Consider the following 22,700-nt stretch of genomic DNA (forward strand, 5'->3'; position numbering starts at 1 on the left):
GAAATAGAAGTGGGCAGATCTCATGGCCACCAACGGGCCGTTCTACTGGCCATCAGTGGGCACTTCCGTGGCCGCCTATGGGCAGTTTGGCATGGCCGCTAACAAATGGTCCTGGCTTGGTTCCGCGCGGATGTCAATGAGAAACCGTGTTCAAGGCCTCCGCATGCCTCATAACCCTAGAGATATAAAACGTCTCACGACTCCCGTTTCTCGCCTTCGCAGATCGACGGAATCTCGCCTGCAGCAATTCTCATGACTACGTCACACAACCTCCTGCTTGAATTGCAGTACTCACCGTTAGTTCTGAAACACTCGGGATCACCAGTTCCGACCTTGCCGTTCCCACCGCACACGCGTGTCCCGCACAGCCGGCATTCAGCCCACCCGCCTACCGTTGACGGCGGAGTCCCCCACTCCAACAAACGAGCCCCGGCACATTCCTCGCCTCCCCCAGGTGCAGGGAAGCCGGGGCTTTTTCGAGGCCACCGGCGCCCAGCCCGGCTGCGCGAAGACGCTCTCATGCACGCCGCGGCCGGGGAACAGCATCGTGTCGACGCTCGTTGAATAGTAGGCCGTTGGCGCTGACACATCGAATACACCGCGGCCTCCGACAACTCCGCGACGTCGTCCCAGCCGAGCCCGAGCCGCTCTGTTGCAGCGAGCACAGCCCGAATACTGTGCCGGGACATCCCCTGAGCAGACTCGATCGCCCGTCGCGACAAACCCTGATTTCGCTGCTGCAGGATCTGCTTCGCTTTGATCTTCCGTACCATTGCCGGTACTCCTTCCACCACGTGGCGCTCACATGGTGGGAGGAGCTTTTCAGGTGGTGCTCAACCACGCCGGCAGTGGGGCTGAACGATACGAATCACGCATCTGAACAGTGGGGCTCAACCGCACCACAGGTGGTGCCCAACGAAGCCAATATTCACTGGCGAACATAGCGCCCGTGATGTGATTCTCCTGAGCTCTCGGTCAACCTTACGAATTCGGTGAGAAGAGAGACGGAGGGAAGAGAAGGAAACACTTCGCAGCCGGTGTCGCCGAATCGCCTCTACGTAGCGCGGAACTGAGATCGTGTCAGCGGAGATCCGAGCCCATTTCCTCCGCCGCTATCTCAGTGAAATCGTAACGCTGCTCTGGATGAGACGATCCTTCACTGGGAGGAGCCACTGTTCGAAAAGACGGCACGATCTCACACGGCGCCCGGGGTGAGGGAGGCGTGAGTTTGGGGTTCGCGGCGTTGCCAGTCCTGGGGCAGGGCGGCTTCGAGGGCGTCGTCGACGGTGATGATGCCGAGGATGTGGCCGCTTTCGTCGAGGACCGGGAGGGTGAGGAGGTTGAAGTCAGCCATGCGGGTGGTGACGTCGATGATGTCATCTTGTGGTGCGGCGTGAACGGGATCAGGGTCAGCGACTTCGCGAAGGGGACGGTGCGGGTCTGTTTGGAGGGCGCGGATGATACTGATCGCACCACGGAGTGTTCCGTCGTCGGCGGTGCTGTAAATGGTGGTGAGGGCTTCCGGTTGTTGAGTTGTCGAGGTGCGAATGAGATCAAGGGCGTCCTGGATGGTCGCGTGCTCCGCCAGAGCGAGGTATTCCACACCCATGAGGCCCCCTGCCGTTGCGGTGTGGTAGCCCAGCAGGGCCAGAACTTTGGTGTGTTGGGGTTCAGGGAGCAGAGCGAGGACTTCCCGGCGTCGCGCCTGGGGAAGGTCAGTGATGGCGTCGGCCGCGTCATCTGCCCGCATCCGGGTCAGGACAGAAGCGACGTCAGCAGTACTTCGGGATTTGAGGAGATGGGTGAGGCTGTCTTCGTCGAGTTCTTCAAAGACGTCTGCTTCGAATTCCGGGTCGTTGTGGACTTGAGTGAGGAGTTCGCTTTGCTCTTTAGCGTCTGCCGTTTCGATGAGGTCTGCAATTTGGGCTGCTTTGAGACGGCGTAATTTCCCAAACGGGGCGCGAACGAGGACCGAGGGTTCGTGGCCGATGAGGGCTTCAAAGGATTTCCAGTCCCGTGCCGGGTCGGTGGAGATGGTCTTCCGGGTGGACCACCAGTGGGTTTGGTGCACGTTCAATCCTGTGACAGCCCACGTGGCGGTGTCGGAGCTGAGATAAATGTCGTGAGCACGGACGAGGGAGGCCATGTGCACGTCGATGAGGCGGTGGCCCAGGACGTCAGCGTTGAGTAGGACCTCGCCCGGGCGGCGCTGGAATGCCCGCACGTTCAAGCGGGCTGTGGTGAGCTCGACTCGATTGGGTTCCAAGGCTCTGACGTCGGCGATCGGGACGTAGATGGTTTCGGAACCCACTTTGACCACGAGCGCGGTCACGAGGGGGTAGTCATCTCCCCTGAGGCGAACAATGACGTCAGCGAGTTTGGCAAGTTGTTTTCCTTGGCTGTCGACCACGGCATGGCGCAGGAGTTGGGAAAGACGGAGAGCGGATTTAGTTGTTGTTGGAACGGGAGAGTTAGACACAGTGGCTTCTTTCACGAACAAGGCTAGGTAGAGGTGGCACGTTGTCGGGGTGGTATTGAGAATATGGTGCTCGCGGCTAGTGGCCCAGTGCGAGCTGGATGACGCGGACGACGACTAGGACCATAGCGAGGATCAGGTAGGCGCGCAGCACGCCCAATCCGATGGTCCGACCGGTGGAGAGCTCCGGGCGGGCGAGGAGGGTGAGGGGTGGCATCCGCCAACGGAGACGTTGACTGTGTTCCATCGGGAGCACCGCATCACCGGCCGGGCGTCGCCGGCGAAGGACCAGGGCGGTCGCTCCGACAAGAATTCCCAAGACGCTGCCCCCGCCGAGGATGGACAAGATTGTCTCTCCCGTGATGTCTGGGAAGAGAACGCTGGCTGTGAGGATGATGGAAAGCATGACCAGCACGGCGACGACAACAGACGTGAACAGGTTCAACCATTTGCCGTTGACCCAGGGGCCCAGCACGTCTTTGTCGTTGCAGAGCAATAAGAGGAAGACCGTGGCTGAAGGTAGCAGCACCCCGGCGAGAGTCTGTACTCCCACGGTCAAGAGTCCCAGCGGCGCACCGGGAATCAGAACAATCGTGGCTGCCAGGGCGAGGAGGGCAGCGAATACGGCGTAGAAGCCCTTCGCTTCCCACGGTTTGCGGTGCAGGGAGTGCTTCAACCCCAACACGTCGCCCAACGCGTATGAAGTAGACAAACCTACTGCGGCCGCACCAATAATGGACGCGTCGATCAACGCGATCGCGAACATCACTCCCACGCCACGTCCGACAAACTTGCCGAGGCCTTCTGCGACCCCGAGTGCGTCAGTGAAGTTGCCGAATTCGGGCCGGCCCGTGAAGGTGGCGGACGTGAAGCCGATGATCGCGGCCGCACCGACGATGACCATCAAGATCCCGATCCACAAGTCGACCTTTTCGTAATTCATGAACCGGGGCGTGATGCGCTTGTCAATGACATAGGACTGTTGGAAGAACAACTGCCACGGGGCGACGGTCGTGCCGACGATCCCGATGATGAGCAGCATCACCGTGGAAAGTTGGGACCCGGGTGGCATCCCGGGGAGCACAAAATTGGTCGCCATCTCGCCCAGATTCGGACCCGACAGAAAGAAAATGGGGACCAACAAGAGGGACCCGGCAACAAGAACCATGCTGACGCGTTCGAACCGTTTAAAAGACCCGGTGCTGACGGCGCCGAGCACGAGCACGGCTGCAACAATTACGCCGGGAATTTGGGGGATGCCCAGATACTGCAAGCCCAAACTGATACCGATGAATTCGGTCACGATGGTGAGCGCGTTCAGGATGAACAGGTCAATGACGCTGAAGGCTCCCCAGAACTTTCCAAAACGTTCCAAGATGAGCCGGGCATGGCCCACCCCCGTGACCACCCCCAACCGCAACACCATTTCCTGGTTCACGTAGAGGACAGGTACCAGCAGCAGCAACGTCCACAGCAATGTGGTCCCATAATTTTGGCCAGCTTGCGTGTAGGTCCCAAACGCGCCAGCGTCGTTGTCGCCGACCATCACAATCAGTCCAGGACCCAGAATGGCCAAAAGGGTACGCAGTTTTGCCCGCACGCCCCGCCGCGGCGCATCATCGCCGAGTCGAATCGTGCCCATGGCCCCTTCAATATCGCCCACGTGCGCGGAATCCAGGACCGCTGACACGGGCCCGGTCGGAGGAACGAGGTTTGACGTTGTATCCATGGTGAACTTTCTGCAGGAAATGAAAAGACAGGATCCGGGAGCCGATCAAACGCGGCCCCACGAGGGCCGGCGATGTCGGGAACACCGCGGAAACCACAGGGCCGGGCGAGAATATATGACCTGGCCGGGATGCGATCACCGCGGGGCACGCCACCAGAAAGGCGTGTGCAGGCAGACTGCTACCTGGTGCGCGTGGTCGGCAGGAGGTAGGGTCTATGGCTCTCGCTCATTGACGTGCTCCCTCCGCTTTGCTCAGCGCACACGAAGAGTCCGACCAGACCGGCCGAGGTAACCTCTCCTCGTAAGACCTTTGGCACTTTGCGGCGTTAACCCGGAAACCGGGAGCCAATCGGGGCAATCCCTTGTTCCGGGAAAACCTGTCCTGACCCGGGGCGTCTCTGGACGTTGGGGGTCGCTGGCTTATATCCACAAAGGAGCCTCAGCTAACGAACGGCGCCCTGCAAAGATGACTGTACGCGGAGACCCCAACAGAAGCAATCGCGGCTGTCAATGTTCCACAAGCGTTCACCTTGCCGCGACGTTAAACGGCCGCCGTCTGGGCGGCGCGGCAACATGGATAGCTTTACCTTGCTAGCGCGCCGCGTTCTAAAGTGCTCAACTCGACTAGATCCCCCGGTCCAACCCTTCATCGGACCCGGAAAGACCAGAACGCCAAGGGCGAGGACCTAAGTCGAGACCAAGACTTGAGGAAGCAGAGGACAGGGATGCACTCATTCGGATCACTCATCCTGCTGCCACTGAACGCGAACCAGGTCGCAGCCGGTTCCCGGTCTGATCCCGGGCCTGACCTTCCTCTCGGGACGATGACGGACCCGACGTTCACCGCCCAGGCGCGTCTGGCCGCTCACCGACTAAATCTCTTCCGGATCGCACCAGACATGGTCCTCACGCCCTGCGAACCGGGCTGGATGCCGCTCACTCAAGGGGTACTGACGGAACTGCGTCACCTACCGCGCGTTGTCCGCTCCGACCGTCGACTGGACGTTGAAGAGGCCTGGGATCGTCACCAAAGCGCACGGCGCCAAGACCCCTCACTCCGGCCCGGCTGGTTGTCGCGGACCGAGTCGTCCCCCGAAGCTGGCGACACCGGTGACGCGACTTCGACCTCGTTCAGCCCGCCGAGCAGGCTCGAACTATCAGCAAACATGGACACCAAGAACGTCGTATCCACTTCGAGGCGGTCGTTCGTCACAGATCTGCTCATGCCGCTGCTGTCCGACCGGCAAACCATACTTCTCATGGCAGATCCGCACGTTATTGCTCAACTACGGATCGTTCTCAACGACAGCAATGCTCGGCAGACCCGTGACGCTGAACTCCCGACCGGGCAACTCCTCCGATACGACTTCGACCGCAACCTGCACCCCCTCAACCCCTTGGGAAGCTCCCTCTAACCGGCGATCTCCAGTTCTCCACGCTGGTAGCCGCCACTCCAGCACGACGCTGCCAAGCGTGCCAGCGATGCCAACACCGAGCAAACTGGCAGCTGAGGCGCTGTCGACCGGCGTCTTCGCCGATATCCAAGTGGTGCTTTCCCACGAGTGGTGATGAATGCACAGAAGTCGCTGCTCTGGGTTGCATTCGAGGGCCCTAGAACCCGAGGACCCGAGGACCCGAGGATGAAAGCGTCGAGTTGCGGATATCGACGCCGGGACAAGGCCAACAGGGATGCGGGCGGTATCCGTGGTCCGGGGACTTTCTGCCCAAGAAGCAATCCCTCTCCCCTGCTCCAGCCAGAAAATAGGCTTTCGCGTTAGACAGGTACCGTATCCGCGTGTCTCAAAGCGCTATTTTCGTTGTGACCCAGCGTGGATTTCCGGGATGGGTCGAGCGCCCTAGTTTCCTTTGCTGCAGGTTTGTTGAGCTGCTGTTTGTCCCGTCACGGTCGCCGGGAGGACGGCGCCCCCGGGGCCGGGCGTGGCCGCCTGCACAGGGGTGGGTGTGGTGGCCGGTACAGTCTTGCCCGGCACAGGAGTTGAGAGGGAAGTGGGCGTGGGATTCGGGGCCGCGGGCGCAGATTTGTCCAGAACGGCTGCCCGACCGGGGGCACCGCTGAGCTGAATGGGCTGGTCAGCGACGAGAGCTGCGTTCACGACAGCAGCACCCTCCTTCTGCGGGATGACACGGTTCACATCCTGAGGGTCGGCCACAGCGGGGTACTGAAGGAAGACCATGTTCGCCAAGCCGGTATCTTTGAGCGCGAGCGCAATTTGGACCTGAGTCGTGGGATTGGTCAAGGTGTCAGAGAGGACCATGTTGTCTGTCGCCGCCTTGGCCAGGGAGTACAGCATGACAGGGTTACCGAGGACGCCGCCCGTTTCGACTTTCCGGGCCAACGCAGCCATGAACACTTGCTGGTTGCTGATGCGGCCCAGGTCGCTGCCGTCACCGACACCGTGTCTGCTCCGCAGGAACGACAAGGCCATGTCACCGACGATGCTCTGCTGTCCGGCCGCCAAATGCAAGGGCGGATTCGTGTAGAGGTCATCGATCGGGGAGGCCACACACACGGTGACGCCGCCGATGGCGTTGGACATCGCTGAGACCCCGTCGAAACTGATCTGGGCGGCGAAGGGAATCTGAACGCCGGTAAGTTTTTCGATCGTGAGCACCACGCAGGAAAGCCCTCCGCGGGCGAGCGTCGCGTTCAACATCACCCGACTGGACGCCGACGCCGTCGACCCATCAGATTGCGGACACGCGGGAACAGGGATCATGAGATCCCTAGGGAAACTGATCACACTCACGTTCTGATGGTTTTTCGAAATGTGTAATAACAGGGTGACATCGTTATTGCCCGCACCGGAACTTCCCGCCAAACCTGCGCCCGTCGCAAAAGCCCCACCCTGCCCGGACCGGGTATCCGTTCCCGTCAGGAGTAGATCGACCCCGCCGGAAATGGCTGCGACGTCTGCCGCAGGCGCAGCAGTGCTCCCGGGTGTGTCCGCAAGGTGGGCGAGATGCACGCCCGGTTTCACGCTGCTGGCAACATCCCACGTGGCAACAGCTGCAATAGTCCCCCCACTGACCAGGAGAACGCTCACGGAGAACACGAGCGCGACCCTCACGGTTTGCCATGGGCCACGCCGCTGCAACCGTCCGTGCCGAATAGGGGCACCCAAGGAATGCGCTCGCGTCCGAAGCGGTTGCGGCGGCTTTTCCGTCACGTTGACCCCGGCTTTCTCCTGCGGTCCGAAAGCGGCTACCCCGTCAAAAACAACACGCTTGCTCCGCACCTTATACAACGCGAGTAGGCAACTGCTGGGAACCCACCGAGCGGTTCGTGGCTCTGTCAGCAGCCGGAGCATGGGGAATCGAGAGTGTAGCTGGGACCAGGCTGCGTTCTGGCGCGGTGCGGGAGTGTCCTTCGGGCCTTTCCCGGGTTGGCGAGTCGCCCTATCGGGTAGCGCTGTTCTGACGATCCGGTAGCGCGATTCCGGGGACAAGGTAGCGCTCGACGCGGGTGTGCTGCTCTGCTGTGAAACGACAACACATGGGGTGTTGTCGTTTCACGTTTGGAGTGCTGGTTCATGGCGGATTATCGAAAGATCCTGGTGTTGTTGCTGGAGGGGCGCAGTTATCGGGACGTGGTGGAGATCGCGGGGTGCTCGCACCGCGCCGTGGCCCGGGTGAGCCAGGAAATCCAGGCGCGGGGCGTCACCGCGGCGGATTCAGTCAGCGACGCCGATCTGGCCGGGTGGTTCCCGGACGGGCGCCGGAAAGTGTCCGAGGAATATGACCAGCCCGACCTGTCTCGGGTGCTGGCGTCGATGAAAGCGAACCGGCATTTCACCCTGTTGTTGGCCTGGCGCCGCTACGTCGACACGAAGGACCTCGGGAAGAAGTATGGCTATTCGCAGTTCTGCGCCCTGTTCACCGACTACGTCCGCAGCCACGACTTGGTCGCGGTGCTGAACCACGAGCCGGGCCGGGCGATGCTGGTGGACTGGGCCGGCGACACCATCGAGCTGGTCGACGCGGTCACCGGTGAGACTACGAAGGCGGTGCTGTTCGTCGCGGTGCTGCCGTTCTCCGGGCTGATGTTCTGCTGCGCGTTCATCGATATGAAGTCGCCGGCCTGGCTCGACGCCCACGTTCAGGCATTCGCATTCTTCGGCGGGGTGCCGCAGATCATCGTGCCGGACAACCCGACGACGGCGACAAACCGGTCCCACCCCGGCGATGCGGAGCGGGTCGTGAACGCCCGCTATCAACAGCTCGCCGACCACTACCAGTGCGCGATCGTCCCCGCCCGAGTGAAGAAGCCCCGGGACAAGGCGTCGGCCGAGAACGCGGTGAACGTCGTCAACAAACGCGTCATCGGGTATCTCGAGGACGATGTCTTCACGACTCTGGCCGAGTTGAACGACGCGATCGTTGAGCGGGTGCGGGAGATCAACCACGATATCCGCCGCGCTGACGGCTCGACCCGGTGGGAGAGGTTCGACGCCGAAGAGAGGAAGCTGCTGGGATCGTTGCCGGACGCGGCATTCGAGGACGTCCAGTGGAAGGAGCTCAAGGCAGGCCGCAACTACCACGTCACCGCCGACACCCAACGGTATTCGGTGCCGTTCGCGTTGGCCGGCAAGCTGTTGCGGGTGAGGCTGACCGCCTCGACGGTGACAGTGTTCGACGGGAACGACATCCTCTGCCAACACCCGCGGTTGACGGGCCGGAAAGGCCAGTACTCGACCCTGCCGGAGCATGTTCCGCCGCAGCACCGCAATATCGACGGGCTGTGGTCCAGGCGGTGGTTCACCGATCGGGCCCGCAGTTTCGGCCCGGCGACGGTCACGGTGATCGAGCAGATCCTCGACAGCCAGGCAATCGAGGCGCAAGGGTATCTGGCCTGCCAGAACATTCTCGACGGGCTCGGCAAGAACAACCGGCAACGGCTGGACGCCGCCTGCCAGGAGCTGCTGAACCGTCACGGGCACCCCACCTACACGACGCTGAAACACCTCATGGCCACGATCGACAGCGACGCGAAGAAACCCAAGCCGTTGATCCCGGCGGCCTCGACCCGCAAGCGCGGCAGCACCGTCGTCTTCCGGGACACCGGACCCGACGTCTATGTTCGCGACGCCTCCCACTACGAGATCGGCGAAGGGACCGGGCGATGACCTTCACGAGCATCGACTACGACAAGTTCCGCGCCCTGCGGGTCACCCATGTTGCGACCCGGCTGGAGGAACTCATCCAGGACGAGGCCAACGACACCCTCACCCCGGAGCAGCTGTTCCTCACCGCCGTCGACGACGCGTTGGAATCCCGGCGGGTGAACAAGGTCGAGCGCCTGATCCGCCAGGCACAGCTTCCGATTCCCGGAGCCACGATTGCGGAAGTCGACTACCGCGACGGGCGCGGCATCACCCCCGTTCGGATGCGCCGCTATGCCACCCATCAGTGGCGGGCGGATTCGACGAACCTGCTCATCATCTCGCCCAGCGGAGGCGGGAAAACCTACCTCGCCTGCGCGCTCGGGATCAGCGCCAGCCAGAGCGAGCACACGGTCGCCTACTTCCGGATGGACGACCTCGCCCGACGGCTCGTCATCGCCCGCGGCAATGGCATCGCGCACCAGAAGCTGCTGAACGAGCTGTCCAACATCGACCTACTCATCATCGATGACTTCCTCACCGTCGGCATCGACAGCGACGCCGCCAGCGACTTGTTCGCGGTGCTCGCGAACCGAGAACACCGGTTGCCGACGATGATCGCCTCACAAACCGGACCCGCGCACTGGGTCGCCGAACTCCCCGACCGGGTCGCGGCGGACTCGATCGTGAACCGCCTCGCGAACCACGCCCGGATCATCAACCTGGGCCAGATTGACATGCGCAGGCACCGCAACGAACAAACCCGCAGCCACGACACCTACTGGGAGTGAAACCGCAGCGGCCCGGGCAGACAGTCCGGGCCGCTACCACTTAGGCAGAAGAGCGCTACCGGGTTATCAGAACAGCGCTACCCGATGAGGCGACGCGCCACCCGGGTCGAGGGCCTTATATGGGGACGTGCTTCATTGTTGCCTCCTCGACTGCCTGCTGTCCTATCGGAAGCACCGTCATGTCCACTGACCGTCCCGCTGACCGTCCGGAGCGCCCCAACACTTCGCGGGCAACGCATGCATTGACTAACCTCTGTCCACGCCCGACCTCGCGAACTGCTGTGAGGAGGCACACCGAACTTCTACACTCGACAAGACCTATTACGCTGAGGGAAACCCGATGTCAACAATGTGGACGGCCGTGACTCTCCGGACGGACGATGTTTTGGGCCAAACTTTTGTTGTCGTGGTCAAACGTGACCAGCACGGCCACGTTCCAACGGTCCTCGTCAACCCAATCGACACCGCCGGCCGCAGGCTGCCGGGTGTTTGGCTGAGCGAGGCTTCTCACCACACTGTCTACCGGCGCCTGCCAGAGAATCCCTCGCTCTAGGAGTGCGGTTCAGTTCTCGTTCAGTTCTCGTTCAGTGCTTCCCCTCCGCGATCCCCCCTTATGGTCGACGCCGCCACCACGCCTGCCGTGACCGGGTCTCCTTCATGGCTGCATTTGGCATCGCGGCGCCCAACCGAACCTACGGGGAATCTGCTGTGCGGATGACCGCCGCGGGTGTCAGTGCGTGAAGCCGGGTTGCTGCCCTTCGACCGGCATCGGCCCCTCGAGCCTGTCGAGGTAGGCCGTCTCCTGCTCGATGACCGTGAGCAGGCGTGCGGCCAGGTCCATGCTAAGCCCGTTGCGCACAACGATGCGTTGCACCGTCATCTCGGACAGGTCGTCGGGCATCCGGTAGGCGGGAACGAGCCAACCATGGGAACGCAGCCGGTCCGAGAGGTGGAACAGGTTCCAATTCCGGGTGTGGCCGGGGGTGAGCCGCCACGCGAACACCGGGATATCGGAACCGTCATTCCACAGGGTGAAGGCGCCGATCTTCTCGATGCCGCGCGCAAGGAATCGTGCCACGTCCTGGGACACCTGCTGCACGGCACGGTATCCCTCGAACCCGAGCCGGAGGAAGAGGTAATACTGCAGGAGCACCTGCGCGCCGGGACGGGAGAAATTGAGGGCGAACGTGGGCATGCTCCCGCCGAGGTAGCTGACATGGAAGACCAGGTCCTCCGGCAGCAGGTCCTTCGAACGCCAGACGATCCAGCCCAGGCCGGGGTATACGAGACCGTACTTGTGCGCGGACGTGTTGATCGAATGCACCCGTTCCAACCGGAAGTCCCAGGCCAGTTCCGGCTGCAGGAAGGGCGCGATCATGCCCCCGGATGCCGCGTCGACATGGATCGGAATGTCCAGTCCGGTGCGTTCCTGGACCTCGTCGAGGGCTGCGGCGATCGCCGCGACCGGCTCGTAGACCCCGGTGTAAGTCACGCCCATGATCGCGACGACGCCGATCGTGTTCTCATCGACATAGCTTTCGAGGTTGTGCCCGTCGAGGCTCGGATGCTCCTCGCTGATGGGCACGAAGCGCGCCTCGACGTCCCAGTAGTTGCAGAACTTCTCCCAGCACACCTGCACCGCGGAACTCATCACGAGGTTCGGCTGCCCGGTCGGCTTCCCGGCCGCCCGCCTGGCCTGCTGCCAGCGTCGTTTCAGGGCCAGTCCGCCGAGCATGCACGCCTCCGAGGATCCGATCGTCGACGTGCCGATCGTGTCCATCGGCTCCGGCGCATGCCAGAGGCCCGCGATCATCCGCCAGCAATACTCCTCGATCGCCGCGGTCTGGGGGTATTCGTCCTTGTCGACGACGTTCTTGTCAAAGGCCTCCGTGTAGAGCCGGCCGGCGTGATCATCCATCCAGGTGCCCACGAAGGTCGCGAGGTTCAGCCGGGCATTGCCATCGAGCATGATCTCGTCGTGGATGATCTGGTACGCGGTGTCCGGCTCCATCGGGTCCGCGCCGAGGACATAGCGTGGGACAACGCTGTCCTCCCCCGGGCGGGCGAAGAGCGGGTTGATCTCTAAGAACTCCGGCTTGAACTCTGAGTTGGCCTGCATGGGGTCCATGCTGCCGTATCGGGCCGGGAATCGACCACGAACCGCCGTTGCCCGCAGCCCGGTCGGGGTGGCGTATGCAGTCGATCTGCTCTGCCGCAACGACGGGATGGTGTTGGAGATCATGTCGAAAAATGTACGTGTTGCTCAAAGATCTTTCGTCGAGCTCGCGGGACGAAACACCGCAGACGAATGCGCGATGACCACCTACCGTGCTCTAACCCGACACCGCGTCTCGACCCGCATCGCCGCCCTGCTCGTGGTGTTACCGCCTTCGATGACGACCAGGGCTTCACGCACCCCAGCCGCCGGGCCTTCCATCTATTTCCGGAGGTTCACAGAGAGGGGCGGTCCGTGGGAACTTTGGAGTGGGCGCCGGCCAGGTCGACTTGGTGCTCACCGATGGTTGCCGACACGTCGCACGATACCCGTTGCGGCACATAACGCTCTCCACGCACCCTAGGATTCAGGAGTTAGTTGACGCGGCGCCTTCAAGACCGCTTCGCACGCTAACCGTTAACCGGATCGACAGCGGTCCCAGCTGCCGTGAGCCTGTCTTGGATGTAGAAAGATTCGTGAAGTTGGAAAAATTGAGCGCACGCGGTCCGGCTTTGGTTGTGGGTCCCATGATTGCGGCGATGGGTGTCGTCTTCGGCGATATTGGCACCAGCCCGCTTTACGCGGCGACGACGACGTTTGACGCCGGCAGTTTCGATGTCAGCGGACCGTCGGCCGAATATGTGTATGGGTCGACGGCGACCATCCTCTATGCGCTCACTTTGGTTGTCACGATCCTCTACGTGCGTTTCCTGATCCGGGCTGACAACCGAGGCGAAGGTGGGCTTCTCGCACTATTCGGGCTTCTCCGCCGGAGCGGTCTGAAAGCTCGAACCCTCACGACCTTCACTATTGTTGCCATGCTGGGTGCCGCAATGTTTCTAGGCGATAGCGTGATCACCCCCGCGATCTCGGTCCTGTCCGCAGTAGAAGGTCTAGAAGTGATCCAGCCGACCCTGTCCGCCCTTGTGGTGCCGATCGCAGTCGTGATCTTGCTGGGTGTTTTTGCGATACAAAGATTTGGCACCCGAACAATCGGACGGCTCTTCGGCCCGATAATGTTGCTCTGGTTTCTTGTCCTCGCAGTGACGGGTGGCGCATCGATCCTGGAGGACCCCGCGGTCCTTCAAGCGCTCTCACCGCACTGGGTTGTACTTTTCTTCATCGACCAGCCCGGGACAGCATTCTTCGCCCTCGGAGCGATCGTTCTGGCCGTTACGGGAGCCGAAGCCCTCTACGCCGACCTAGGCCATTTCGGCCGACAAGCGATCACGCGCGCATGGATGTGGGTCGTCTTTCCCGCCCTAGTCCTCAACTATCTTGGGCAGGCGTCCTTGGCTCTGCGCCACCCGCAGGAGGCGACCTCATCTTTCTTCGGCCTCGTTCCCGCGTGGGGTCAACTCCCCATGGTCATCCTCGCCACGGCCGCCACGATCATCGCTTCCCAGTCTGTGATCTCAGGGACATACTCCGTCATCCATCAAGCGTGGCGTCTGGGGCTCTTCCCTCCACTTCGAGTAGTTCACACATCGGAAAAGAACGAGGGCCAGATCTACGTTCCAGCCATCAACGTCCTACTTGCACTTGCTGTGCTCGCCGTGACAATTGGCTTCCGAGGATCCGCCGCGTTAGCCTCCGCATACGGCATCGCTGTCACCACTACCATCTCCATCACCACTATCGTCTACCTGGCCTGGAGTTGGGCACACTCCAGACGCCTCACGCCAAGAATTCTCGCCGCAGGCGCAATCCTCCTGGTGACTGTCGCGTTCCTCGTTGCGAACCTACCCAAAGCGACCTCGGGAGGGTGGCTCCCACTCGCAATCGGCGCAATCATATTCACAGTGATGGGCTCATGGTGGATAGGACAGCAACGCATCCGCGCCGCACGACGCATCGGCGAGCTCCCCCTCAGCGACCTGGAGTCATTCCTCACACGCGCCAAAGGGGACCTGTTCCGGGTTCCCGGAGACGCAGTGTTCATTACCCGGAATCCAAATATTGTGCCCGTTGCCCTGCGCACAATGGTCACTCAAAATCATGCCCTCCAGAAACGCTCCATCCTCTTGAGCTGGTCAACGATCGACGTCCCCTCCACCGTCGGGATGAAACAACGAATCAACGTCGAAACGTTCCCCTCCGGAATCGTTCGCGTCGTCGCGAAAGTCGGATTCCTTGAGCAACCCCGGATGACAGAACTCCTGACCGAAGCTCACACCGTCGACAAGACAGCGCTAGTAAATTTCGCTTCCTCACGCGCAACATTCTTCATCTCCACCCCAGTACCCCGCTACAACCGGCGGAGCAAAATGTTTCGCTGGGCCCAAGTCCTCTTCCTAGCCCTCGACAGGCTCGCACCCGACCCCGTCGACGTCATCGAGCTTCCCCGAGACAGAACCATCGTCCTCGCCCGCGAAGCACTCCTCTAAACCTCGGACCAACTCAAAGAAACGGTTGACGATCCCACAACCCCAGGCCGCTAACACTTGCTGAAGTTCACGGCCACATCGTTGGGTCAGAGGACAGGCAAAGAGCGATCGCCAAGGAAGACCGTCAACGGTGACCCTTTGGCCGAAGAAGAACGAAAAGGGTTGAGGGAGGCTCGCACGCATCTGGGCTCGGAAGGCCGCCAGGCAACGGCTGTCTAGTTCTGAGTTTTCGAGACGGAGCTCGCGCGCGAATCAAGCCCCGGGACGGGGGCCCTGACCGGTATGGAGCAGAACACGAAACCGGGACCCGAGCGCCTTTCTGGCAACACTGGGGATGCTTCGTTCCTTCTCCAGACGTTTTGTCTCGAGCGAGTACGTGGTGCGCTGAAGCAGATGGTTAGTGGGCGAGTCCGGAAACGAGGTTGATCGTTGTCGCTAGGACAACGACTCCCAAGACGTAAGAAAGCAACGAATGGCGCAGCGCGGTGATGCGGATATCGTGATTTTGCAGATTGGTGTCCGAAACTTGGAACGTGGCCCCGATCGTCACGGCCAGGTAAGCGAAGTCGGAGTACCGGGGCGGCTCGCGTTGATTGAAGTCAATGCCCCCGGTTTCGTTGCTGTAGTACAGGTGCGCGTATCGCAAGGTGAACACGGTGGTGACCATCAGCCAAGAAGCCGCGATCGTTGACAACGCCAAGGCGACGAGTCCGGCTTTGGCCAGTCCTTCCACGGTGCCAGCCTCAATGAGGATAAGCGCAATGGCCCAGAAACTGGCGATACTTGCGCACAGAATGAGTACCTCGGCGGCGAACCGGGATGGATCTTCTCGAGTGGCATATCGTGCGGTCTCAGAATGATCCAGTCGACCTACCGCTATCCACGTCCACGACAGGAAGACGACCGCCGCCCCAACCCAACCGATAGCCGGCGCGAATGCCCATTTCACAATCAGACCAGAGGCGACGCCAACGAGCACGCCAACGATGAAAGCCACGCTCGCCCTCGTGCCAGCATGAAAAATTGTTGATCGAAAGTCCTGCACCTGCTCCATCCCCAGATCCTCGCACAAAGCGCACGATTTAGAACCAACCGCCGGTATGTTGTGGATGTCCCCTACTGGAATTCTGTCGCTAGCCTCGCCAATGCGTAGGTCACGGGTTCGCCCACGCCTCCCCAAAGACCAGGATGAAGAACTCTCGTAGAGCATTGGACATGCTGCCGCTCATATCCGCTGAAGCGGGGCGCGCAGAAATCATGAGGGAGCCAACGGTGGGATACTTCACACCTCCAACATGAAATGGGAGCACCGACATAATGAGCGCAGACTTCGACTACACCCAACACCCGAGAGCCGCCGAACGTGCCGCCCAAGGGCCGCCGACCGTGCGCTCAGTTCTCTCGAAGTTGCGCGCTGATTCCGGCCGGGTGAACGGCATCAATCAAAAAATCGGCTTGGGCATCACGAAGAGCGTCGGAACAATGTGGGCGGCCTACGCATTCGCCGCCATCAGCCTTGTCAGCCTGCCGGCCGCCATTCAAAGCCACGACTCCATCGTTATCATCGCCTGGGTCGCCCAGACGTTCCTCCAATTGGTGCTCCTCCCGATCATCATTGTGGGCCAGAACATCCAGGCTGCAGCCTCCGACGCACGAGCCGCCGCCACCTATGAAGATGCGGGCGCGATCCTCGAAGAAGCGAAACAAATACAATTGCACCTCGCCTCACAGGACGCCGCCATAGGTGCCCTCCTCGACAAGGTCAAGTCCCTGGAAAACCAGACCCCCTGATCGGTGGCTCACCTAAGGATTGGATGATTGGCAAACACCCTTCCAAGCCGACGGACGGCAACGCGGTCCCATCGACGCCGGCCACTCGCGGTTGTGGCTTCCTCACGCTCTGACAACGTCGGCCTGCAGTACGAGACCGTCGACCTCACCCACGACCAAGCCGCCGCCGACCTGGTCACACAACTCGGCTACCGATCCGCACCCGTCGTCATCGTTGGCACCGAACACTGGGCGGGGTTCAGGCCAGACAAGATCAACGCCATCGCCGCAGCACAAGCCGCCACGCTCACGCCGATACTGAAGGAAGAGAAAGAGTGAGGAAGCCGCTGCCCATCTCACCTCTCATGACTCCAGCCGAAGTATGCGCAGCACTGCGCATCGACACCCTCGACAAGCTGCGCACCACCGACAGGCTCAAAACCTTCGCCATCGACGAACACCTCCTCCGCGATGACCGCCAGTCCGTCCTGACTTTCAGCCTCGCCGACGGGGCACCTTCGCCGAGACACACACCCGGGACTCGACAATAAGTTCGACTCGGCGCACGCACCGGCACCCGCGTTTCCGGTGGCGAAGAAATCGGTGAGCGGGATCCCACGTGTTCCGATCCATACCTGAGGACGAACTGGACCGGCATGCAAGCAATCGCGCGGGCCGGGGAGAGCCAGCGCCCCGCTGTCCAACAAGCTGTTGACCAATTGCCCGGGCACACGCCACTATCCCTCGACACCGGGGCCGCTGATGCCACCATCGTGGCTCTTTGAAGGGATCGTACGGGCCTATGGGCGCTCCCGGACTCGATAAGCTCACGGCGCACCATAAGAGAGGACGATATTGGCCGCCTGGACTGTTGAATATGAGGGCGATACCCTTGACCGCTTCGTGGACTCGCTCCCTCCGTACGAGCAGGCGGTCCTCATCGCGGCAATCGAGCACGTACTCGAGGTCTATGGAATCGACATTTGCGCAGGCGAGTGGGGGAAATCACTCGGCGATGGACTGTACGAGTTTCGCGTGCGCAAATCGTTGCAGGCGATTTTTACTGAAGCCGGCCTAGCGCCGCCGATGGATATGTCTGGCATCGACCGCCAGGTACTTCTCCGAGTGTTCTGCACATTTCACGGCTGCAAGATTGTTCTTCTCTACAGCGGATACAACAAGAAGAGTGGATTCAACCGGTGGAAGCAACACCTCGATCATGGAGGTGGATTATGGGACGTCCGAAGGGTTGGATGGCCACGCAACTCGGGCGAGAACCGATGCGGTCGCCAGGCCGGCCGCCGGGGTGGCACCGGGAGCACCGCCAGGATTTCTGGGGGCCTCGTTGGCCAGGGCATCTCGAGCGAGGAAGCGGGCGAGCGGGCCTGCGTGTCGGCGCCGGTCGGGACTCGCTTCTTCCGGCACGCTGGCGGGATGCTAGACCTCAGCAAGGCACCGCTGTCAGGATAGGTTTTTGACCTTCGTCGAGCGTGAGGAGAGCCTCAGAGACACAAAAATGATCAACGCGCTCCACGGAGTGGGCGCGTGCGAATAGCTGTGACTGCGAGGGCCCATTCGGTTGTTAGCCGGGTCGCACCGGTGTGTATGAGCCCCACGTGATAGCCCTGTACTTGACCTTTGCCGTTGGCTTTGGCTGCATACATCGCGATATCGGCTTGATGTACAAGCTCATCGATATCAATCCCGGGTGTGAGCGTCGCGATCCCGACGCTGGCACCGACCTGCGCAAAGCGTTCGCCAACGCGCACGGGTGGTGTCAGCGAGTCAATCATGCGTTGAGCGACGTCCCTAGCAGCGCTGGCCGTGGTACCGCGCAACAAGATGGCGAATTCATCGCCGCCCAGTCGCGCGCAGACATCGCCGGGGCGAGTGCACCCGCGCAGCCGCGCTGCGACCTCGAGAAGTACCGCATCTCCGGCACGATGACCCAGGACATCGTTAACATCCTTAAAGTCGTCTAAGTCGAGGAACAAAACGTGCAGACCGTCCAGATGCGCCTGGTCCGCGAGGCTTGAGGCCAGCTTCGCGGTGAAGGAAGCCCGGTTGTCCAGCCCAGTCAACGAATCATATTGGGCTTGTAACGTGAGTTGTTGATGCACGTCACTATTGCGGAGGGCCAGAGCCACCTGGTTGACCAAATCACGCACAGACAACAACGCATCTGAGGGGATCTTCTTCGGCGCACCTACCAGCATCCAGGCGTTTTCGTGCAATCCCCGCAAACTAACGCACGACCAGGCGAGGTCGACGCCGACGGCGTCATCCAGCGGTCCCGGCTGAAGGACCCGCGCATCCCCTGGATCCGTTGTGGACGAGACGACGGTCCCAGGAAACGCTCCCGGAACACTAAGGAAGCTGCCGGCAACTCCTTGAACCCTCAACTCGGCGCCATCGCGCACCAGTTTGAGCAGGCGCAAACCTGGAGTGGCATCACAAATCTCAGCACAAGCCGCCCAAGCGAGAGCCCTGATCAAGGTCTCGTCAGTGAGGCCCAACAATTGCGAGCCGGTGGCGGCCAACACGGTATCGCGCCGAGTGGCCTGCTCTCGCGCCAGCAGGCCACCGCCCATTTGGCGGGCGATGAAAACGGCGATGAATATCAGCGGGAACGACTCGTATAAGCCCGTCGTTGTCGGTGGCACCGAGTGGGTCGGAATCAACGACCACAACGGCACTGTCGCAGAGAGCGCTGCCATCCCGAGGACACATCGCAGCAGAGAACGCCAGATCGATCCGTAGAAGGCTCGAAACCAGATCGCGGTGAGCACGTAGGCGATCACCGTCGTCGTGGACGGACTGGCGAGCCCGAGAACAACAATCGCAACCGTGTCCAATACGTCCAGCCACAGTGGTACCTGCCGACTCAGGAGGACGTGAACGCACGATGACAGCAACGTTACCGTTGACCCCAAAAGCATCAGCACTATCACGCCGCCGGTCGCTTCGAAAAACGCAGCAGGCACGGACACGATCAGAGACGCCATCGCCAGGGCGGCAAAGTACCACCGTGTGCTTTGGACAGTCCCGTCAGACGGCCTCAAGAGGCCACGGACGTTCACCCGGTCTACTGATTTTCGCAAAACGCCCATTGAGCGTCGGTCCTGTCTGTTGATAGGCCGGCTAACCCAAGGGGTCCCGTGCCTTTGCGACACCGGCTTGCACCGGATGTGCCCGTGCGACTGACGCAGAAACGCCGTCTCGTCAATGATCAAGTGATCCTGACCTGACCGTAGCATTCTGTCGGCTGGAACGGCCCCCGGTTTGGTTGACTCCTGATCTCTGAAGATTCGTTTTCGCTTGGAGCGAAGTTCACCATACCCAAGCCTCACCCACCCCAAGTTCCGCGCGGCACCCATCGACGACAGCTACAACGCCTACAACCAACTCAACAGCACCGCCCCCGACACCGCCGCCACCACGTGGACATATGACGCGGCCGGGAGGCAGAAGAAGAGCAGACTGCCCCGGCCCTTTCATCGACCGGCAACAGAACGTTGTGTTCCAGGGATTCACCGGGTCGGGGAAATCATATCTAGGCTGCGCGTTGGCGAAAGCCGCGTGCCGGCACCGGGTGCGAGCACACTACATTCGAATGCCGGAGCTCGAAGAGGCCTGGCAGCTGGCCCGCGATAAACCCTCCGGCACGACGAAGTTCTTGAACAAGTACGCCGCATTCACGCTCCTGGTGATCGATGAATGGCTCCTCGACGAGCCCGACGAGAGCACCAGGAGCATGCTGTTGGAACTCCTCGAGCGCCGCTACGATCAGGCATCAACAGTGTTCTGCACTTAATACGCCCAAAAGGACTGGCACCAGCGCCTTGGCTCCGGGGTTCACGCGGACGCGATCATGGACCGCATCGTGCACAACACCATCTGGGTCGAGACCGGCGGCCACAACATGCGAGAACACACCGCCGGTCACGCCACGGCCTGAGGCTCGCGCGGTCGGGGGCGCCAGTGGCCCCCGGCTGCGCGACTGGGTGGCACCCAGCGGCAATATCGATGGCCCCCGAAGGCAATATTCGCTGGCCCCCAGACCCGCAAATACTCAAGAACACGCCGCGGACCCGCAGACCACGCACCACGGCCGCCGCATCCACGCCCAAGACTGAGAGGTAGCCTTCGGCTCTGAACTGATCAAAGAAGCCTCGTCGACCGCTGGTCGACGAGGCTTCTTTGCGACAACTCCGTTGCCTTTTACGATCTGAGCGTACGCACCATTCCCCTCTGCGCAAGGGCTTTCGCGGCATATCCTCGCTGCGCTACGGTATTCCACGGCCCCTTGCACATTCACCCCTGGCGCTGTCTCAAGGTCTTCGCCAAAAGACAATGGGAGATAAGAGAAAGAGGACCCACCGATGCCAGAACCACTCACGGTATACACACTGCCGAACTGCATCCACTGCACCCTGACCAAACGAGCACTCAACAACGTCGGCCTGGACTACGAGACCATCGACCTCACCCACGACCAGGTCGCCGCCGCCGTGGTCACACAACTCGGCTACCGAAACGCACCCGTCGTGACCGTTGGCACCAAACACTGGACAGGGTTCAGACCCGACAAAATCTCCGCCATCGCCACAGCCCACACTGCGGCACTCACGCCGATGCCGACGGAGGAGAACGCGTGATCAAGCCCGCACCTATCTCACCCCTGATGACACCGGCCGAAATATGCGCAGCACTAAACATCGACAGCGACGCGCTCAACAAGCTACGCACCACAACCGACAAGCTCAAAATCTTCGCCATCGACGCCCACCTAATCCGATTCGACCGCGAATCCGTTTCAGCTTTCAGCATCGACGAACCTCATCGTTGAGACACGATGAGGAGGCCCCTTCGCCGCGATACACACGCCGGGACGCCCCTTTGAACCGGCTCAGCGCAGAGTCCCGGTAACCACATCTCCGACGATCAGGACTCCCCTGATAACTTCAACCGAGATGAAGCGCTCCGGTTGCCTTTGGCAAGCTCACGTGCATCGATTCAATGCCGGGCGTGCCGCCTATCAGGCGCGCCAGAGCTCAAGCGTCGGCCAGGCATCCGGGACGCCCATCGATTCGATCGTCACACAGCCAGATTCGGGAAAAGAGTTTAGGAGCTCCACGGCCCTGGCGGGCCAGCCACTGTCCGGTTCGATCGATCTGAGCAGATAGGCCATCACCGCGAGAGCGTTGTACACGCCGAACACAGCTTTCGCGGAATCCCCGTCCTTGAGATGACCAAGAAGTGGCACCTGGTCGTGACTGGGTCGTGCCGGTGCGCTGACAAGCTTGCGGTTAAAGAGGCGTGCGTGATGTGCAGAGACATTCCGGACATAGTTCAGGCTGGAGATCCAGCTGACCATTACCTTCTTCGACGGTGCCCCGTAGGCCGCGGCGATCTCCGTCGCCAACGAACTGTTCAATCCCGAATAGAGCCGGCCGAGATGTCCGAGCTCCAGAATTTCCGTTAACGCCCAGATAGGCATTTCATCGTCGTACTTGTTGCGAAAGTGAGCGACGAAGGCTTCGTCAGAATCGGCCTGGCGCTCTTTCACACGCTCGATCCACTGCGCGTGTCTACTGGGCAGTGTGTCGCCGGTCGCCTTATCAGTCTGTGATTCCGTAAACGAGTTGACGAAGTTGACGGGGTCCATGTGGGCGAATGCCGATTGCCTGCCCAACACATAGCCGATCTGCATGCGGAAAGAAATCTCGATCCGCTCGATGCCCTCGAGAACGAGCATCCGCAGGCGACGATCAAAATCAATGAGCGCAGAAGCTTGCCCTACAGACGTGCCGGAACGATAGCGGTTAAGAACTCGAAACCTGATCCGTCCGGCGTCATCCCGAAAAGGTTCCGATTCCCGGAATGGATAAAGGTAGCCCGTGAGTCGGTAATACCCGACGGCTCGAAGCAACCCGCGGAAACTCTCGTGGTCGCCCACCTCAACGCCGCGTGACTCAAGCTTGGCGACCTGTCCGTCGACCGACAACCACTTCTTTGTGTACTCAGCCACGAGTCCCCCAGTTAAAGAAAATCAGCCCGAGCCGTGAGGCGAGCGGGCTGATCGTGATGAATTTAGCGTACCACGGCCGCCCTTCAGCGCTCTGACACCCAGCAGCCGGCCATTCCTCCCCCGCCGATGGGTTCGCCCACCCCTTTCTGGCGGGTTCAGTCGCACCCACATCGGCCCTCAA

17 protein-coding genes, 1 pseudogene and 2 riboswitches are annotated in these 22,700 nt (G+C 61.2%); of the genes and pseudogenes, 11 read left to right on the forward strand and 7 right to left on the reverse strand.

What is annotated here, in order from left to right:
* Nucleotides 1-1,195 precede the first annotated feature (1,195 nt).
* Entirely contained in the window at nt 1,196-2,479 is a 1,284-nt protein-coding gene (locus tag RHM57_RS10255; RefSeq protein ID WP_322187931.1) for a magnesium transporter MgtE N-terminal domain-containing protein, read from the reverse strand.
* 76 nt (nt 2,480-2,555) lie between these two features.
* Nucleotides 2,556-4,139 carry an Nramp family divalent metal transporter gene (locus RHM57_RS10260; protein WP_322135568.1) on the reverse strand — a complete coding sequence of 528 codons (1,584 nt, stop codon included), beginning with the start codon at nt 4,137-4,139 and terminating at the stop codon, nt 2,556-2,558.
* A 354-nt stretch (nt 4,140-4,493) separates the two neighbouring features.
* A riboswitch (M-box (ykoK) riboswitch) is annotated at nt 4,494-4,663 on the reverse strand.
* A gap of 366 nt (nt 4,664-5,029) precedes the next feature.
* Here RHM57_RS10260 and RHM57_RS10265 point away from each other — a divergent pair.
* The gene (locus RHM57_RS10265) at nt 5,030-5,620 is read left to right on the forward strand and encodes a hypothetical protein (protein ID WP_322187934.1); all 591 of its coding nucleotides are present in this window, start codon (nt 5,030-5,032) and stop codon (nt 5,618-5,620) included.
* Between the two features lie 441 nt (nt 5,621-6,061).
* Here the strand turns inward: RHM57_RS10265 and RHM57_RS10270 are convergent, their stop codons facing one another.
* Nucleotides 6,062-7,534 carry an LCP family protein gene (locus RHM57_RS10270; protein ID WP_322187936.1) on the reverse strand — a complete coding sequence of 491 codons (1,473 nt, stop codon included), beginning with the start codon at nt 7,532-7,534 and terminating at the stop codon, nt 6,062-6,064.
* Between the two features lie 222 nt (nt 7,535-7,756).
* On the opposite strand from RHM57_RS10270, the gene istA reads away from it, so the two are divergent.
* Together istA and RHM57_RS10280 are read left to right on the forward strand one after the other, a co-directional pair.
* Nucleotides 7,757-9,349, forward strand: a complete 1,593-nt coding sequence (istA, locus tag RHM57_RS10275; protein WP_322138239.1) for an IS21 family transposase — start codon at nt 7,757-7,759, stop codon at nt 9,347-9,349.
* Nucleotides 9,346-10,116, forward strand: a complete 771-nt coding sequence (locus RHM57_RS10280) for an ATP-binding protein (RefSeq protein ID WP_322137582.1) — start codon at nt 9,346-9,348, stop codon at nt 10,114-10,116. The genes istA and RHM57_RS10280 overlap by 4 nt, the downstream gene beginning before the upstream one ends.
* A 730-nt stretch (nt 10,117-10,846) precedes the next feature.
* On the opposite strand, the gene RHM57_RS10285 is transcribed toward RHM57_RS10280, so the two are convergent.
* Nucleotides 10,847-12,244 carry a glutamate decarboxylase gene (locus RHM57_RS10285; RefSeq protein ID WP_322189852.1) on the reverse strand — a complete coding sequence of 466 codons (1,398 nt, stop codon included), beginning with the start codon at nt 12,242-12,244 and terminating at the stop codon, nt 10,847-10,849.
* Nucleotides 12,245-12,858: 614 nt separating this feature from the next.
* Between RHM57_RS10285 and RHM57_RS10290 the strand changes: the two genes are divergently transcribed.
* Nucleotides 12,859-14,718 carry a KUP/HAK/KT family potassium transporter gene (locus RHM57_RS10290; RefSeq protein WP_322187938.1) on the forward strand — a complete coding sequence of 620 codons (1,860 nt, stop codon included), beginning with the start codon at nt 12,859-12,861 and terminating at the stop codon, nt 14,716-14,718.
* A 397-nt stretch (nt 14,719-15,115) separates the two neighbouring features.
* Here RHM57_RS10290 and RHM57_RS10295 read toward each other — a convergent pair whose 3' ends face one another.
* Nucleotides 15,116-15,772 carry a DUF1345 domain-containing protein gene (locus RHM57_RS10295; protein WP_322187940.1) on the reverse strand — a complete coding sequence of 219 codons (657 nt, stop codon included), beginning with the start codon at nt 15,770-15,772 and terminating at the stop codon, nt 15,116-15,118.
* Nucleotides 15,773-16,035: 263 nt separating this feature from the next.
* Between RHM57_RS10295 and RHM57_RS10300 the strand changes: the two genes are divergently transcribed.
* The 4 genes from RHM57_RS10300 to RHM57_RS10315 all read left to right on the forward strand — a co-directional run bounded on the left by RHM57_RS10300 (nt 16,036) and on the right by RHM57_RS10315 (nt 17,958).
* Nucleotides 16,036-16,509: a hypothetical protein gene (locus RHM57_RS10300; RefSeq protein WP_322135563.1), complete on the forward strand. Its 474-nt coding sequence runs from the start codon at nt 16,036-16,038 to the stop codon at nt 16,507-16,509.
* 93 nt (nt 16,510-16,602) lie between these two features.
* On the forward strand, nt 16,603-16,827 hold the full coding sequence (locus RHM57_RS10305; RefSeq protein ID WP_322135562.1) for a glutaredoxin family protein: 225 nt from the start codon (nt 16,603-16,605) through the stop codon (nt 16,825-16,827).
* A 26-nt stretch (nt 16,828-16,853) separates the two neighbouring features.
* Complete coding sequence (locus RHM57_RS10310) at nt 16,854-17,039, forward strand: hypothetical protein (RefSeq protein ID WP_322135561.1); 186 nt, start codon at nt 16,854-16,856, stop codon at nt 17,037-17,039.
* Between the two features lie 304 nt (nt 17,040-17,343).
* Complete coding sequence (locus RHM57_RS10315; protein ID WP_322140473.1) at nt 17,344-17,958, forward strand: hypothetical protein; 615 nt, start codon at nt 17,344-17,346, stop codon at nt 17,956-17,958.
* 50 nt (nt 17,959-18,008) lie between these two features.
* On the opposite strand, the gene RHM57_RS10320 is transcribed toward RHM57_RS10315, so the two are convergent.
* Nucleotides 18,009-19,493 carry a GGDEF domain-containing protein gene (locus RHM57_RS10320; protein WP_322140472.1) on the reverse strand — a complete coding sequence of 495 codons (1,485 nt, stop codon included), beginning with the start codon at nt 19,491-19,493 and terminating at the stop codon, nt 18,009-18,011.
* A gap of 123 nt (nt 19,494-19,616) precedes the next feature.
* A riboswitch (cyclic di-GMP riboswitch) is annotated at nt 19,617-19,691 on the reverse strand.
* Nucleotides 19,692-19,936: 245 nt separating this feature from the next.
* On the opposite strand from RHM57_RS10320, the pseudogene RHM57_RS10325 reads away from it, so the two are divergent.
* The 3 genes and pseudogenes from RHM57_RS10325 (at nt 19,937) to RHM57_RS10335 (ending at nt 21,337) form a co-directional block, all read left to right on the forward strand.
* Nucleotides 19,937-20,446 (forward strand): annotated as a pseudogene (locus RHM57_RS10325) (ATP-binding protein).
* Nucleotides 20,447-20,870: 424 nt separating this feature from the next.
* Entirely contained in the window at nt 20,871-21,146 is a 276-nt protein-coding gene (locus tag RHM57_RS10330; RefSeq protein WP_322187942.1) for a glutaredoxin family protein, read from the forward strand.
* Complete coding sequence (locus tag RHM57_RS10335) at nt 21,143-21,337, forward strand: hypothetical protein (RefSeq protein ID WP_322135557.1); 195 nt, start codon at nt 21,143-21,145, stop codon at nt 21,335-21,337. Before RHM57_RS10330 ends, RHM57_RS10335 begins: the two co-directional genes overlap by 4 nt.
* 189 nt (nt 21,338-21,526) lie before the next feature.
* Here RHM57_RS10335 and RHM57_RS10340 read toward each other — a convergent pair whose 3' ends face one another.
* Nucleotides 21,527-22,519, reverse strand: coding sequence for an Abi family protein (locus RHM57_RS10340; RefSeq protein WP_322140470.1), 993 nt, complete (start codon nt 22,517-22,519; stop codon nt 21,527-21,529).
* Between the last annotated feature and the right edge of the window lie 181 nt (nt 22,520-22,700).

This window comes from Cryobacterium sp. 10S3 (assembly GCF_034344045.1).
Classification (GTDB): domain Bacteria; phylum Actinomycetota; class Actinomycetes; order Actinomycetales; family Microbacteriaceae; genus Cryobacterium; species Cryobacterium glucosi.